This window comes from Rahnella inusitata (assembly GCF_003263515.1).
In the GTDB taxonomy this organism is placed as follows: domain Bacteria; phylum Pseudomonadota; class Gammaproteobacteria; order Enterobacterales; family Enterobacteriaceae; genus Rahnella; species Rahnella inusitata.
The window spans coordinates 1-13,423 of sequence record NZ_JYDE01000044.1; the positions used below are offsets into that span (position 1 = coordinate 1).

The following is a 13,423-nucleotide window of genomic DNA, read 5'->3' on the forward strand; positions in this document are numbered from 1 at the left end:
TTTAATGACAAAATCATTGGCTGTACATACTACAACTTATTGATTTGTTTGTTATACCACACCCCGATCCTCCCCTTCGCAGGGGAGGAGATTAACGGACTTTAACGCCGCAGTTCGCCGGCTGCTTCCGGCTGAAACAATAACTCCAGCACCTCGATCCGGCTGTCTTCTCCGTTCGGCATCTTCCATGTGATACTTCCACCCACGCGCAAGCCCAGCAACGCTGCCCCAAGCGGTGCCATCACTGATAACTGCTCGTTACTGTCTTTGAGCGCCGCCGGATACACCAGCGTGCGGATATGTTCTTCGCCCTCTTTACCTTCTGTAAAGCGAACCTTGCTGTTCATCGTGACCACGTCGGCGGGCATGTCTTCTGGCGGCAAAATCTCTGCGCGATCCAACTCTTCATTCAGGGCATCTGCGACCGGGCTGTTGGCATAGGCAGGCTGCGCCAGCAGGGTGTCCAGGCGTTCTGCGTCAAGTTCGCTGATGGTCAGTGTCGGTTTGCTCATAACATTCTCCAGGATTCCTTTTGCATCACCCGCTTCATGCGGATGGGTTGCCAGTAGGCAAAAAATAACACCCCCGCGGGTAAGCGCAGGGGTGTCAGTAATTTGCGGATGTTCTTTGATACTAGGCACTCTTAAGCGGAAATGAAAGGGATGTGATGGAATTATTCCGCAGTGCGAAAATTCCGATAACCAGTGAAATACGCTGCTACAGACGGTAATACTCAGTGATATGACGACTTAACTTATCGTTTTGCGAATTGGATCTGCTCAGCTCATTGTATTTCCACTTCGAACTGGAAAAAGACGGTCTACACAGCAAATCCCCTTGGGGTTAGGGTAAAGACAGACGAAATAAACGGCTGAAATTAGTGAGTCAGGCAAGGAGAGAGGTAACCGCGAGTGAATAACGCAAGCGCATCTGTGAAGGGGGCCGGGCAAATTGAATTGAAAGACGCCGCGGTGACCACAGAGCAAGTTTTAAAAGATATTCAGGCCATGCAAAGTGCAAAAAATATCTATACCACAGATGTTCAGTTGCAAATGTTAACGTCTCACGTTAAAGCCATGGTATTGCGATCTATTACCGGTGAGCCGTTACCTGAAGTCGAAAAAGAATTATTTGATGAGATCTCTGATGACTCCATGAAAATGGCAGAAGAGGTGATCGGCTGGTTCGGAAATTTACCGATCGAAGAAGCCTATTTGCTCTCGGTGCATTTCGAAGTCGCACGCGACAACGAGCCAAAATAAATTTCACATACCGTACAGCGAATTAATTGGAGAGATAAATCATGGGACAAGTATTAGTCGTGATCGGCGACCGTTTAGGTAAAGGGCAGAAAGTCGCAGCAGGCGTAGAAGCGGCAGGCGGAAAAGCCATTGTTGTCCCTGGTATGGCAGCAGATATGAAACTCGGCGACGTGATGAAAGCAGAAGGCGCGACCTTTGGTATTTCTTTCTGCGGCAGTGGCGGCGCGGGTGCGATTACCGCACAAAACAAATATGGATATAAAGCCAAATACGGGATGCGCTCAGTGGATGAAGGTGTCACCGCAATTAACGAAGGCTGTTTGGTATTAGGGTTTGGATTTATGGATAAAGAAGAACTGGGTCAGCGCCTGGTGGAAGCTTATAACAAAAAGTATGGTCAGGCGTAATGAAACAACAATCAACCACGACAGTTCGGGTTGAGGGAAAAGGCGAAAATAAGGCTGCCGCCTTTTCTTCCGCACTGAGTCAGGTTCAGCGAACCGTTCTCAAAGCTTCGGTGAATAATGTCTTGCTGCGCATTGAACCGCAGGACGTCAAGGTAATTAAAGCCGAAGAGTCCGTTAAAAGAGAAAAGTTTCTGTTCTTTTTTCTGGCCAGGGAAAAAAAGAGTTATTACGTGGCGCTAGACATTACCGTCAACCTGACTGTTATTGATACGGAACAGGTAGTTTTTGTCACGAAATAAAAACGTTAGCTATAAATGACAAGGATATACTGATGTTTTTAATTATTTTATTTAAGTCGCTTATTATCGGCGGACTGGTCGGGGTGGGCGTAGGTGCGGGTGCCGCACGTATGTTCCACGCGCCTACCGTGCAAGGAATGGGGGCTTTTCGTACTCTTGGGGAATTAAATTCCTGTGAAGGCGATCCGGCTTCGCATTTTTCATTCGGTCTGGGCTTCTTCTTTAACGCCTGGGCATCTTCTGTTGCGGCGGGGTCTTTCACTCAGGACGTCGACCACCGCATCATCCCTCACTGGGCGACCGCGGCACTGATGTTCAAAAACCGCAACGTCGCTGAAACCATGCATGATCCGCGCAAGATGGCGATTGCGGGCGGCATCATCGGCATGATTGTCGTGGCCTTCCTCAACACCACGGCCTCGGCGGTACCTGCTGCATTACAGGTCACGGCGATCAAAGTGCTGGTCCCTGCGGCAAACTTGCTGGTGAACACCGTCATGCCGGTGATTTTCTGGCTGGCTGCGATTGATGCAGGACGTCGTTCAGGTTTCTGGGCCACCATTTTTGGCGGTCTGGCGCAGATGATCATGGGCAACGCCGTACCGGGGCTGGTGCTGGGTATCCTGATCGGGAAAGGCGTCGAAGAAAGCGGCTGGAACCACGTCACCAAAGTGATGATGGCGGCGATTATCGCGCTGTTCGTTCTCAGCGGCTTCTTCCGTGGTTTCGACGTCAAACTGTTGCAGTCATTCATGCTGGACGTTCCGACATGGCTGAACGGCATCCACAACTCCATCAGCGGCAAGTAAGGGGAAATGACAATGGAAGAACAAGCCAAACGTGGTTTCTGGTACGCCGAATGGTCGTTCCCGATCTTTGTTGGATTGCTGTCCTCCGGCGTATTCGCCGGGACGCACATGTATTACCTGTATGGCATCGGGGCGTTTAACGAAGTGGCATTCGTCTCAATGTTGCGCTCAGGCATGGATACCGGCGTGTATGGCGCAGTGGCGGCCTTCGGTGCCAGCTTCCTGTTCGCCCGCATCATCGAAGGATCCCTGGTCGGGATTTTAGATATCGGCGGTGCTATCCAGACCGGTATCGGCCTTGGCGTTCCGGCGATGTTACTGGGCGCGGGGATCATCTTCCCGGTTGCGAACTTTGCAGCCTCGTTGGTGACCGGCCTGATCCTTGGTTTAGCCGTGGGTTACATCATCATTCTGGCGCGTAAATTCACCATCAATCAGAGCAACTCGACCTACGGGGCGGACGTGATGATGGGCGCGGGTAATGCCTCTGGCCGCTTCCTCGGGCCGTTGATTATCCTGTCCGCGATGGCCGCGTCGATTCCTATCGGTCTGGGCTCGTTGCTGGGCGCGTTAGGTTTTTATCTGTGGCAAAAGCCGATCACCGGCGGTGCCATTCTTGGTGCGATGGTGCTGGGCGCGATTTTCCCGGTTTCCCTATAGGAACGGCAGTAAAAAGCAGTAACCGGGCGTCGGAACGCGCTTCTGAGGCCCGGACTTACGCAGAAGAAAGACGGAGAAGAGAGAATGTATGATCTGATCATCCGACAGGCAAAAAGCACAGACGGCAGCCTGATGGACATCGCCATCCGCGACGGCAAAATCGCCGCCCTTGGCGTCCCGGCGGACGCATCTGCCCGCCACGTTCTCGATCTGCACGGCAAGGTTTACGCCAGCGCGGGCTGGATCGACTCCCACGTTCACTGTTACCCCAAATCACCGATTTATCATGATGAAGCCGATCTGATCGGTGTCGCGAGCGGCGTCACTACCGTGGCCGATGCCGGAAGTACCGGCGCGAATGATGTCGATGATTTCTATCAAATCACCCGTGCGGCGAAAACAAACGTCTACGCGTTTCTGAATATCGCCCGCACCGGCATTGTCACGCAAAACGAACTGGCCGATATGGCGCAGATCGACAAAGCGGCGGTGCGCACGGCAATCGAAAAAAATCCCGGTTTTATCATCGGTATCAAAGCCCGCATGAGCAGCAGTGTGGTCGGCCAGAACGGTATTCAGCCGCTGCTGCGCGCTAAAGAAATTCAGCAGGAAAATGATGATTTACCGCTGATGGTTCACATCGGCAATAACCCGCCGAATCTCGACGAAATCGCAGATTTACTCACCTCCGGCGACATAATCACCCACTGCTACAACGGCAAGCCGAACCGCATTCTGTCGCCGGAAGGCGTGTTGCGCGACTCGGTGAAACGCGCACTGGGCCGTGGCGTGCGGCTGGATGTCGGTCACGGCTCCGCGAGTTTCAGCTTTGAGGTGGCAGAACTGGCCATCAGGCAGGGCATTTTGCCGCACACCATCAGCTCCGATATTTACTGCCGCAACCGCATCAGCGGGCCGGTTCACAGCCTGGCGACGGTGATGTCCAAATTCTTTAGCGTCGGCATGACGTTGCCACAGGTGATTGATTGCGTCACCTCGCACGCCGCCGATGCGCTACGCCTGCCAGCCAAAGGGCGTCTCGACGTCGGTGCCGACGCCGATCTGACCCTGTTTGAGCTGCGCCATGCACCGCAGGTCTTTATCGATTCCGAAGGTCAGTCCGTGAAGGGCGAAAGTTTGCTGGTGCCTCTGGCCGCTGTGGTCGCGGGCGTCACCCTGTTAACCGAAGAAGGGAAATCTGCTCATGTCTTCTGAACACTCGTTATATGAAAAGTATCAGTTAAAACAGGTCATTAATGCTTCCGGCCGCATGACCATTCTCGGCGTGTCGACGCCGCGTGAAGAAGTGGCGGCCGTGGTGAATACCGGCCTGAATCATTTCTTCGAAATGAAAGATCTGGTGAATAAAACCGGCGCATACATCGCCAGACTGCTGAATGTCGAAAGCGCAGTCGTGGTGTCCTGTGCGTCTGCCGGGATCGCGCAGTCGGTCGCGGCGGTGATCGTCAAAGACAACGCGTGGCTGCTGGAAAATCTGCACGCTGCGCCGCTGGAGGTTCCGCACGACATCGTGCTGCCAAAAGGCCACAACGTGAATTTCGGTGCGCCGGTTGCCACCATGGTAACGATGGGCGGCGGCAAGGTTGTCGAAGCCGGATACGCAAATGAATGCTCGGCGGCACAGCTGGCGGCCTGCATCACGCCGCGCACGGCGGCCATCATGTACATCAAATCGCATCACTGTGTGCAGAAAAGCATTCTCTCCGTGGAAGAGGCGGCGGCGGTAGCGCAGGAACATAACCTGCCGCTGATCGTCGATGCGGCTGCAGAAGAAGATCTGACCTGTTACTACGAAATGGGCGCGGATCTGGTGATTTACAGCGGTGCGAAAGCCATCGAAGGGCCGACCAGTGGTCTGGTGCTGGGTAAAAAACAGTACGTCGAATGGGTGAAGCTGCAATCCGGCGGCATTGGCCGCGCGATGAAAGTCGGTAAAGAGGGCATTCTTGGCCTGACGCAGGCGATTGAAAGTTACATCACGTTGCCGAAAACCACCGGCCAGGAAATGGTCGATAAAATGACGCCATTCATTGCCAGCCTGAATGAAATCAACGGCGTCACCGGCCGTGTGGTCTGGGACAGCGCCGGGCGCGACATTGCCCGCACGGAAATTACCTTCGATGAAGCGGTGCTGGGCTGGAAAACCAAAGCCATTGTGGAGGCGATGAAAAACGGCGATATCGCCATTTATTTCCGCGGTTATCGCGCCAACGAAGGCAAGATTGAAGTGGATGTGCGCAGCGTGACGCCGCCGCAGCTCGCCATCGTCGCCAGCCGTTTCAAACATCTTTTCAGTGGAGAGAAAGCATGAAGCTGACCCCTAATTTCTACCGTGACCGCGTCTGCCTGAACGTGCTGGCAGGCTCGAAAGACAACGCCCGCGATATCTATGAGGCGGCGGAAGGTCATGTGCTGGTCGGCGTGCTCTCCAAAAATTATGCCGATGTGGCGAGCGCCGTGGCGGACATGAAGGAATATGCCGCGCTGATTGAAAACGCGTTATCCGTCGGCCTCGGTGCGGGCGATCCGCGTCAGTCTTTAATGGTCAGCCAGATTTCTGCCCAGGTGCAGCCGCAGCACGTCAATCAGGTGTTTACCGGCGTCGGCACCAGCCGTGCGCTGCTGGGCCAGAACGACAGCGTGGTCAACGGTCTGATTTCACCGACCGGCAAAGCGGGTTTTGTGAAGATCAACACCGGGCCACTGAGCTCAAAGGCCAGCGATGCGATTGTGCCGGTGGAAACGGCCATTACGCTGCTCAAAGACATGGGCGGCAGTTCGGTGAAATATTTCCCGATGGGCGGACTGAGCACCCGTGACGAATTCGCGGCGGTCGCGCGTGCCTGTGCGGAACAGGATTTCTGGCTGGAGCCGACCGGCGGTATCGATCTGGAAAACTTCGAGGCGATTATGGAAATCGCGCTGGCGGCGGGGGTGACGAAAATCATCCCGCACATTTACAGCTCAATCATCGACAGTGCGACCGGTAATACCCGTCCTGAAGATGTGAAAACCCTGCTGGCCAGCGTCAAAAAGCTGGTGGGCTGAACGTTCTGACCTTTCCTGCGCGGTAAGCCGTCTGCGCGGTTAAACCCTCTGCGTTCTCCCGGCCACGGGCGGGCGCGGAGTCTCTCGTTTGTCTGACAACCCCGTTTGAGGAAATGTATGAGAAACTGGTTTCTGATTTCAGGTTTAACCTCCGCGATGCTGGCCGTTTCAGCCATGCCGCTCTACGCAGCCGAAAAAACTATGACGCCACACTTTGCTTATGTCGGCACCTACAACCCGAACGGGGAAGGTGTTTACCGCTTTAAATTCGATCCTAAAACCGGGGCGCTGAGCGAGAAGACGCTTGCCAGCCAGCTGCCTAATCAGGCGCAGATGGTGCTCAGCCACGACGGCAAAACGCTGTTCGTCGGCAGTGAAATCGATAATTACAACGGCGGTAAACATGGCGCAATCGCCGCTTACCGTATCGCACCGGAAGACGGCAGCCTGACGCTGATTAATCAGGTGGATTCCGCAGGCGCGGGGCCGGTGTATTTGTCACTGACGCCAAAGGGTGATCATCTGCTGGTCGCCAATTACATCAGCGGCATCGTGGCGGTATTCCCGGTGGCGGCTGACGGCAAACTCAGTGACGCCAGCAACAGCCAGCAAGATTCCGGCCCGGCGGGCGCAGGCAAACCAGCGGCCGCTGCCGAAGGCAGTTTCGCGGTGAGCGATCACAACGGGCCGCACGCCCACATGATCGCCACCGATCCTTCCGGCAAATTCGTGTTCTCTACCGATCTCGGGCTGGACAGGATTTATCAGTGGAAGCTGAACGCAAAAACCGGCGTGCTGGAAGCCAACGATCCGCCGTTTATCAGCGCCTCTTCAGCAGGTGCCGGGCCGCGCCATTTTGTCTTCCATCCCAACGGGAAAGTGGTTTTCCTGATCAACGAAGAAGCTTCGACGCTGACCAGCTACCGCTTTGACGCCACTAACGGCACGCTGACCGAACTGCACAGCCTGTCTTCGTTGCCTGCCGGTTTCAAAGGCACCAACTTTGCAGCAGGTATTGTGTTGAGCAAGGACGGCAAGCATCTGTACGTGGCGAACCGTCTGCACAACAGCATCGCGCAGGTGAGCGTGACCGGCGAGGGCGCAATGAAATGGAGCGATGAAACCTGGACACGGGGTGATTACCCGCGCACGCTGACCTTGTCACCGGACGGCAAATATATTTACGCAATGAATCAACGAAGCGATAACATCACTACATTCAAGGTATCGCCGGACAGCGGTAAACTGACCTTCGTCGACCGCTACGTGGCGGTCGCCAGTCCGTCGCAGCTGGTGATCGCGCCCTGATTGATAAGATACAACGTCAGAACCAAACCCCATTCGTCCAGGCGGATGGGGTATAGCTGCAATAATATGGAACAACAATGGTGAGATTTCCCAATCAACGGCTGGCGCAACTTTTTGATGCGTTACAGACCGAAACCCTCCCTCAGGATGAGCTGGCCAGGCGTCTGGAGGTGTCAACGCGCACCGTGCGTGCGGATATCACCTCGCTCAATGAAATTATTGCCGGTTACGGCGCGACCTTTGTGCACAGCCGTGGCAGCGGTTATCAGCTGCGCATTGACGATCAGGCGCTGTTCTCGTCGTTGCAGCAATCGACACAACGTAAACCGAACCCGACGCCGCGCACCGCTGCCGAACGGGTGAAGACGTTGCTGATCCGCTTTTTGACCTCAGCTTTTTCACTGAAGCTGGAAGATCTGGCCGATGAATGGTTTGTCAGCCGGGGAACCCTGCAAAATGATATGGCTGAGGTGAGGGAGCATCTGACGCGCTACCACCTGAATATCGAAACCAAACCGCGTTACGGCATGAAGCTGTTCGGCGCAGAACTGGCGATCCGCGCCTGTCTGACCGATTTGCTGTTTCAGCTCGATGCCGAAGAGCAGGCCAATCCGCTGCTGAAAGCCGAGAGCCTGGAGCCAGAGGCGCTGGTGCCGCTGACGCGGTTCATGCATCAGCTGCTGACGCAGTCGTCTATTCAGCTGACCGATGCGGGTGAGCAGTATCTGATTCTCTACTGTGCGGTGGCGATCAAGCGCATTACCGGCGGTTATCCGCTGACGGATTTCGACGCGGAAGAGGGCGATCCGGCGGTGAAGCAGGTCTCCCTGCGGCTGGCGGAAGAGCTGAAAAGTCTGGTCGGTAAGGAAATTCCGGCGTCCGAAGAGGCGTATTTACGGGTGAACATCGCCGCGCGTCGCGTGCAGAACATTCTGCCGACCGACATTAACGCCGATGACGATGAATCGCTGGTCGATTACATTCTTTCGTATATCAACGCGCACTATAACTATGATTTGCAGGGCGACAAGCAGCTACGTGCGGATCTGCTCACGCATATCAAGACCATGATTACGCGGGTGAAATATCAGATAAACATCCCTAATCCGCTGCTGAGTAACATCAAACAGCATTATCCGATGGCGTATGACGTCACGCTGGCGGCGGTCTCCAGCTGGGGGAAATATACGCCGTATACGCTGAGCGAAAACGAAATCGGTTTTCTGGTGCTGCACATCGGCGTCGGGCTGGAGCGGCACTACGACATAGGCTATCAGCGCCATCCGCAGGTAATGATGGTGTGCGATACCGGCAATTCCACCATCCGTATGATTCAGGCGCAGATCAGCCGTAAGTATCCGCAGCTGGTGATGAAGCAAATCGTATCCTTGCGCGATTACGAGAAACTGGAGCACATTGACGAAGATTTTATTATCTCGAATGCACGCATCAGCGAGAAGAATAAGCCGGTGGTGGTGCTGTCGCCGTTCCCGACGGAATATCAGATGGAACAGCTCGGTAAGCTGGTGCTGGTGGATCGCACCCGGCCTTATATGCTGGAAAAATTCTTCGACGAAAAACACTTCATGATCATCAACGAACCGATGACGCAGGCGGAGCTGTTTCGCCATGTGTGTTCGCAGCTGGAAGAAGAAGGGTATGTCGATCAGGCATTTTACCCGTCGGTGGTAGAGCGCGAGGAAATTGTCTCTACCATGCTGGGTGAAGGCATTGCATTGCCGCATTCGCTAGGCTTGCTGGCGAAGAAAACCGTGGTGATCACCTTGCTGTCGCAGCAGGGCATCGCCTGGGGCGAAGGGGAAACGGCGCATGTGATTTTCCTGCTGGCGATCAGCAAGGCAGATTACGAAGAGGCGATGGCGATTTACGATTTGTTCGTGACGTTTGTTCGGGAGCGTTCGATGAGCCGTTTGCTGAGCAGTGAGAATTTTGAGAGCTTTAAGGCCATTGCGATCGACTGTTTAAGCCGCATTTAATACGGCTTAAACAGGGGGGTTAATTCTTAGTCTTCATCGAATCCGGAATTAATCAGATTCACTACGGCGCTCAGCGCTTCAGCTTCATCGGGGCCGGTGGCTTCGATTTCGATTTGCTGGCCTTTCGGCGAATCGAGCATCAGCAGGGCGATCACGCTGCTGGCTTCCGCCTCAATGCCTGTGCCGTTGCGCAGCATCACTTCTGATTCAAAACTCTGCACCAGTTCAAACAACTTCATCGCCGGACGGGCGTGCATCCCTAACCGGTTTTTGATTTCTACCGTTTGTTTCACCGTCATGATTTGCGTTTTTCCAGCGTGCGATGGCGGGACTGAACATTCTTCCCACGGGAACGGAAATAGTCGGCCAGTTCTTCCGCGATATACACCGAACGGTGTTTACCGCCAGTACAACCAATGGCGACGGTCAGATAGCTGCGGTTGTTGGTCTCCAGCGCGGGCAGCCATTGTTCGAGATAGCTGCGGGTCTGGTAGATAAAGTTGTGCACTTCGGTATGACGGTCGAGGAAGGCTGCGACGGGCTTATCCAGGCCGGTCATCGGGCGCAGTTTCGGATCCCAATGCGGGTTCGGCAGGAAACGCACGTCGAAGACGTAATCGGCATCAATCGGCAGGCCATGTTTGAAACCAAAGGATTCGAAGACCATCGTCAGTTCGCGTTCACGTTTGCCCAAAAGGCGGGTACGCAGCATTTCTGCCAGCTCGTGAACCGACATTTCAGAGGTGTCGATGATCAGATCGGCGGCGGAACGCAGCGGTTCGAGCAGATCGGCTTCTTCATCGATGGCACTTTCGAGGGACAGATTTTTGCTGGAAAGCGGGTGCAGACGACGGGTGTCGCTGTAACGGCGGATCAGGGTATTGCGGTCGGCGTCGAGGAACAGCAACTGCGGCGAGAAACTCTCGGGCAGTTGTGACATCGCATACTCATAAACTTCCGGTGTTTCTGGCATGTTGCGCACGTCAATGCTGACGGCGGCGGACGTATTGCGCTCGACAAGCGTCTGGGCAAGCTGCGGCAGTAACACCACCGGCAGATTGTCCACACAGTAAAATCCCATGTCTTCTAATGCCCTTAGGGCAACCGACTTCCCGGAACCGGAACGGCCGCTGACTATCATCAGCACCATGGTGTCACTCCCCTGGCATTCAGTGTTCAGAATTCACTTTCCCGGCGTGCGGCCGGGAATCTTAAAATTATTCGTTTTCTGTCATTATCTTGAACAGTTCTTCGTCGCTTTGCGCTCCGCGCAGTCGGCGACACACTGTTTTATCTGCCAATTTCTTGGCCACTAAAGACAAGGTGTGTAAGTGGGTTTTACATTGATCTGCAGGAACCAGCAAGGCAAAAAGCAGATCTACCGGCTGATTGTCGATAGCGTCAAACGCGATCGGTTGTTCGAGCTGAATGAACACGCCGACGGCGCGTAACGTATCTTCTTCCAGCTTGCCGTGCGGGATGGCGATCCCGGCACCGATCCCGGTGCTGCCCATACGCTCACGGGTCAAAATGGCGTCGAAAATCACCTGTGGCGACAAATTCAGTTGTTTGGCCGCCAGCTCGCTGATGATTTCCAGCGCACGTTTTTTGCTGGCGCAATGAACGCCGCTTTTGGTGCATTCGGCATTGAGCACCGACGTTAATTGCATTGCTATATCGTTGATCATGTCATCTTCACTTTTGCGCTGATTCACCCTTAAAGCTATATCGGCTCGTTCCCCGAAGGTCACAAGCCGATGCCTGAAGGTTTGTAGCACAGGGTTGGCTACATGAATGTCAGTGCTGTTTCAGTTTGTCTTTATGTTTGTTCAGCTGACGGGCCAGTTTATCAACCAGGCCGTCAATCGCTGCGTACATATCCTGATGTTCCGAGGTGGCATGCAACTCGCCTCCGTTCACATGCAGTGTCGCTTCCGCGACTTTTTGCACTTTTTCAACGCTTAACACCACATACACCTGATTAATCCTGTCGAAATACTGTTCTAACTTCGCCAGTTTCAACGAGATAAATTCTCTCAGGGGATCGGTGATCTCAATGTGATGTCCGGTAATGTTGAGCTGCATAATGTCTTCCTTCTCTGTTGAGGTCAAACTAACTGTTTACGCTGGTTTGAGGGCGGGATGGACAAAGACTCTCGGTATTTTGCAACGGTACGGCGTGCAACCATGATGCCCTGATCGGAAAGCAGGGTTGCTAACTTACTGTCGCTCAGCGGTTTTACAGGATTCTCCGCTGCAATTAATTTCTTCACCAGCGCCCGGATTGCGGTGGACGATGCCTCGCCGCCGCTGTCAGTACTGACATGGCTGGAGAAGAAATACTTCAGTTCGAAAATGCCGCGCGGGCTGTGCAGGAACTTCTGCGTCGTCACGCGCGAAATCGTCGATTCATGCATTTCAACGGCGCTGGCGATATCGGCCAGCACCATCGGTTTCATGTATTCATCACCCATCTCAAAGAACGCCTGCTGCTGTTCGACAATGCAGCGCGTGACCTTCAGGAGGGTATCGTTACGGCTTTCCAGACTTTTGATCAGCCACTTGGCTTCCTGCAGATTGCTGCGGATAAACTGTCCGTCGCTGTCGCTGCGGGTGGAATTGCCCATCGCGGCGTACTGCTGGTTGATCTTCAGCCGTGGAATGCTGTCTGAGTTCAGTTCGACCGACCAGACGCCGGACACTTTGCGCACCAGTACATCCGGGATCACGTATTCGGATTCGCCGGTATTGATTGACTGTCCCGGACGCGGATCAAGAGACTGGATCAGGAGCATCGCTCCTTTCAGTGTATCTTCTTTTAGACGGGTTGATCGCATAAGTGCACGGAAATCATGGTTCGCCAGCAGATCCAGATGTTCGCTAATGATAAGTCTGGCTTCTGTGATGAAAGGCGTTTCCGGGATGTACTGGGAAAGCTGAATCAGCAGGCAGTCGCGCAGGTCGCGCGCCGCCACACCCACCGGGTCAAAACGCTGAACGCGCTTTAGAACGGCTTCGACTTCATCCATGGTGACGTTTTCATCGCCGATACTTTCGAGGATGTCGTCCAGAGAAATTGTCAGGTAACCGGTGTCATCCACGGCGTCGACAATGGAGGTCGCGATAGCGGCGTCGGTGTCAGAAAACGGCGTCAGCTCGACCTGCCACATCAGGTAATCCTGCAATGTCTGGGTCGTTTCACCCTGATACACCGGCAGTTCGTCGTCGCTGTAATCATTGCCTGTCCCGGACGGCGTGCCCGCGGTGTAAATCTCATCCCAGGTGGCATCGAGCGGCAGTTCTTCGGGCATATCTTTCTGCTCGAGGGCTTCGCGGGTATCCAGACCTTCACTGTCAGGGGTTTCGACTGCATCGATTTCATCGTGCAGGTCAGTTTGTTCCAGCAGAGGGTTGCTCTCCAGCGCGAGTTGGATCTCCTGTTGGAGCTCAAGCGTGGACAATTGCAACAGACGGATCGCCTGTTGTAATTGAGGAGTCATGGCCAGTTGTTGGCTGAATCTGAGTTGCAAACCTTGCTTCATATCTTGGCTTTATATCCGTAGATGAGTTCAAACGGCAACACGTCGGTCAGAACCGGCCCGTTTCATTGTA

16 protein-coding genes are annotated in these 13,423 nt (G+C 54.2%); 10 read left to right on the forward strand and 6 right to left on the reverse strand.

Annotated features, from left to right (window positions below; translation table 11 throughout):
• Window positions 1–101: 101 nt before the first annotated feature.
• Window positions 102–512 carry a nucleoside diphosphate kinase regulator gene (rnk, locus tag TU92_RS21025; protein ID WP_112169163.1) on the reverse strand — a complete coding sequence of 137 codons (411 nt, stop codon included), beginning with the start codon at window positions 510–512 and terminating at the stop codon, window positions 102–104.
• A 399-nt stretch (window positions 513–911) separates the two neighbouring features.
• Here rnk and TU92_RS21030 point away from each other — a divergent pair, with 399 nt between their 5' ends.
• The 10 genes from TU92_RS21030 (at window position 912) to TU92_RS21075 (ending at window position 9,811) form a co-directional block, all read left to right on the forward strand.
• On the forward strand, window positions 912–1,262 hold the full coding sequence (locus TU92_RS21030) for a PRD domain-containing protein (protein WP_112169165.1): 351 nt from the start codon (window positions 912–914) through the stop codon (window positions 1,260–1,262).
• A 41-nt stretch (window positions 1,263–1,303) separates the two neighbouring features.
• Complete coding sequence (locus TU92_RS21035; protein WP_013577270.1) at window positions 1,304–1,669, forward strand: SFCGS family glycine-rich protein; 366 nt, start codon at window positions 1,304–1,306, stop codon at window positions 1,667–1,669.
• Window positions 1,669–1,968: a DUF4312 family protein gene (locus tag TU92_RS21040; RefSeq protein ID WP_112169167.1), complete on the forward strand. Its 300-nt coding sequence runs from the start codon at window positions 1,669–1,671 to the stop codon at window positions 1,966–1,968. Before TU92_RS21035 ends, TU92_RS21040 begins: the two co-directional genes overlap by 1 nt.
• Before the next feature lie 32 nt (window positions 1,969–2,000).
• Window positions 2,001–2,777, forward strand: a complete 777-nt coding sequence (locus TU92_RS21045; protein ID WP_112169169.1) for a DUF4311 domain-containing protein — start codon at window positions 2,001–2,003, stop codon at window positions 2,775–2,777.
• A 12-nt stretch (window positions 2,778–2,789) separates the two neighbouring features.
• On the forward strand, window positions 2,790–3,437 hold the full coding sequence (locus TU92_RS21050; RefSeq protein WP_112169171.1) for a DUF4310 family protein: 648 nt from the start codon (window positions 2,790–2,792) through the stop codon (window positions 3,435–3,437).
• Between the two features lie 84 nt (window positions 3,438–3,521).
• The gene (locus TU92_RS21055; protein ID WP_112169173.1) at window positions 3,522–4,652 is read left to right on the forward strand and encodes an amidohydrolase/deacetylase family metallohydrolase; all 1,131 of its coding nucleotides are present in this window, start codon (window positions 3,522–3,524) and stop codon (window positions 4,650–4,652) included.
• Window positions 4,642–5,769, forward strand: a complete 1,128-nt coding sequence (locus TU92_RS21060) for a DgaE family pyridoxal phosphate-dependent ammonia lyase (protein ID WP_112169175.1) — start codon at window positions 4,642–4,644, stop codon at window positions 5,767–5,769. The genes TU92_RS21055 and TU92_RS21060 overlap by 11 nt, the downstream gene beginning before the upstream one ends.
• A complete protein-coding gene (gene dagF, locus TU92_RS21065) occupies window positions 5,766–6,506 on the forward strand; it encodes a 2-dehydro-3-deoxy-phosphogluconate aldolase (protein ID WP_112169177.1) in 741 nt (246 codons plus the stop codon). Before TU92_RS21060 ends, dagF begins: the two co-directional genes overlap by 4 nt.
• A 117-nt stretch (window positions 6,507–6,623) precedes the next feature.
• Entirely contained in the window at window positions 6,624–7,814 is a 1,191-nt protein-coding gene (locus tag TU92_RS21070; RefSeq protein WP_112169179.1) for a lactonase family protein, read from the forward strand.
• A gap of 77 nt (window positions 7,815–7,891) precedes the next feature.
• Window positions 7,892–9,811, forward strand: a complete 1,920-nt coding sequence (locus TU92_RS21075) for a BglG family transcription antiterminator (protein ID WP_112169181.1) — start codon at window positions 7,892–7,894, stop codon at window positions 9,809–9,811.
• Between the two features lie 26 nt (window positions 9,812–9,837).
• On the opposite strand, the gene npr is transcribed toward TU92_RS21075, so the two are convergent.
• The 5 genes from npr to rpoN all read right to left on the reverse strand — a co-directional run bounded on the left by npr (window position 9,838) and on the right by rpoN (window position 13,353).
• Complete coding sequence (gene npr, locus TU92_RS21080) at window positions 9,838–10,110, reverse strand: PTS phosphocarrier protein NPr (protein WP_112169183.1); 273 nt, start codon at window positions 10,108–10,110, stop codon at window positions 9,838–9,840.
• Window positions 10,107–10,961, reverse strand: a complete 855-nt coding sequence (gene rapZ / locus TU92_RS21085) for an RNase adapter RapZ (RefSeq protein WP_112169185.1) — start codon at window positions 10,959–10,961, stop codon at window positions 10,107–10,109. The genes npr and rapZ overlap by 4 nt, the downstream gene beginning before the upstream one ends.
• Before the next feature lie 67 nt (window positions 10,962–11,028).
• Complete coding sequence (gene ptsN / locus TU92_RS21090) at window positions 11,029–11,499, reverse strand: PTS IIA-like nitrogen regulatory protein PtsN (protein ID WP_112169343.1); 471 nt, start codon at window positions 11,497–11,499, stop codon at window positions 11,029–11,031.
• Between the two features lie 109 nt (window positions 11,500–11,608).
• Window positions 11,609–11,896: a ribosome hibernation promoting factor gene (hpf, locus tag TU92_RS21095; protein ID WP_112169187.1), complete on the reverse strand. Its 288-nt coding sequence runs from the start codon at window positions 11,894–11,896 to the stop codon at window positions 11,609–11,611.
• 23 nt (window positions 11,897–11,919) lie between these two features.
• Window positions 11,920–13,353, reverse strand: a complete 1,434-nt coding sequence (rpoN, locus tag TU92_RS21100; RefSeq protein WP_112169189.1) for an RNA polymerase factor sigma-54 — start codon at window positions 13,351–13,353, stop codon at window positions 11,920–11,922.
• Between the last annotated feature and the right edge of the window lie 70 nt (window positions 13,354–13,423).

Excerpts from the sequence above, each read along its gene's own strand:
- TU92_RS21040 (WP_112169167.1), top strand. The coding sequence starts at position 1,669 with ATGAAACAACAATCAACCACGACAGTTCGGGTTGAGGGAAAAGGCGAA.
- rapZ (WP_112169185.1), bottom strand. The coding sequence starts at position 10,961 with ATGGTGCTGATGATAGTCAGCGGCCGTTCCGGTTCCGGGAAGTCGGTT.
- dagF (WP_112169177.1), top strand. The coding sequence starts at position 5,766 with ATGAAGCTGACCCCTAATTTCTACCGTGACCGCGTCTGCCTGAACGTG.
- rpoN (WP_112169189.1), bottom strand. The coding sequence starts at position 13,353 with ATGAAGCAAGGTTTGCAACTCAGATTCAGCCAACAACTGGCCATGACT.
- ptsN (WP_112169343.1), bottom strand. The coding sequence starts at position 11,499 with ATGATCAACGATATAGCAATGCAATTAACGTCGGTGCTCAATGCCGAA.
- TU92_RS21055 (WP_112169173.1), top strand. The coding sequence starts at position 3,522 with ATGTATGATCTGATCATCCGACAGGCAAAAAGCACAGACGGCAGCCTG.
- TU92_RS21050 (WP_112169171.1), top strand. The coding sequence starts at position 2,790 with ATGGAAGAACAAGCCAAACGTGGTTTCTGGTACGCCGAATGGTCGTTC.
- npr (WP_112169183.1), bottom strand. The coding sequence starts at position 10,110 with ATGACGGTGAAACAAACGGTAGAAATCAAAAACCGGTTAGGGATGCAC.
- TU92_RS21035 (WP_013577270.1), top strand. The coding sequence starts at position 1,304 with ATGGGACAAGTATTAGTCGTGATCGGCGACCGTTTAGGTAAAGGGCAG.
- rnk (WP_112169163.1), bottom strand. The coding sequence starts at position 512 with ATGAGCAAACCGACACTGACCATCAGCGAACTTGACGCAGAACGCCTG.
- TU92_RS21045 (WP_112169169.1), top strand. The coding sequence starts at position 2,001 with ATGTTTTTAATTATTTTATTTAAGTCGCTTATTATCGGCGGACTGGTC.
- TU92_RS21060 (WP_112169175.1), top strand. The coding sequence starts at position 4,642 with ATGTCTTCTGAACACTCGTTATATGAAAAGTATCAGTTAAAACAGGTC.
- TU92_RS21070 (WP_112169179.1), top strand. The coding sequence starts at position 6,624 with ATGAGAAACTGGTTTCTGATTTCAGGTTTAACCTCCGCGATGCTGGCC.
- TU92_RS21075 (WP_112169181.1), top strand. The coding sequence starts at position 7,892 with ATGGTGAGATTTCCCAATCAACGGCTGGCGCAACTTTTTGATGCGTTA.
- hpf (WP_112169187.1), bottom strand. The coding sequence starts at position 11,896 with ATGCAGCTCAACATTACCGGACATCACATTGAGATCACCGATCCCCTG.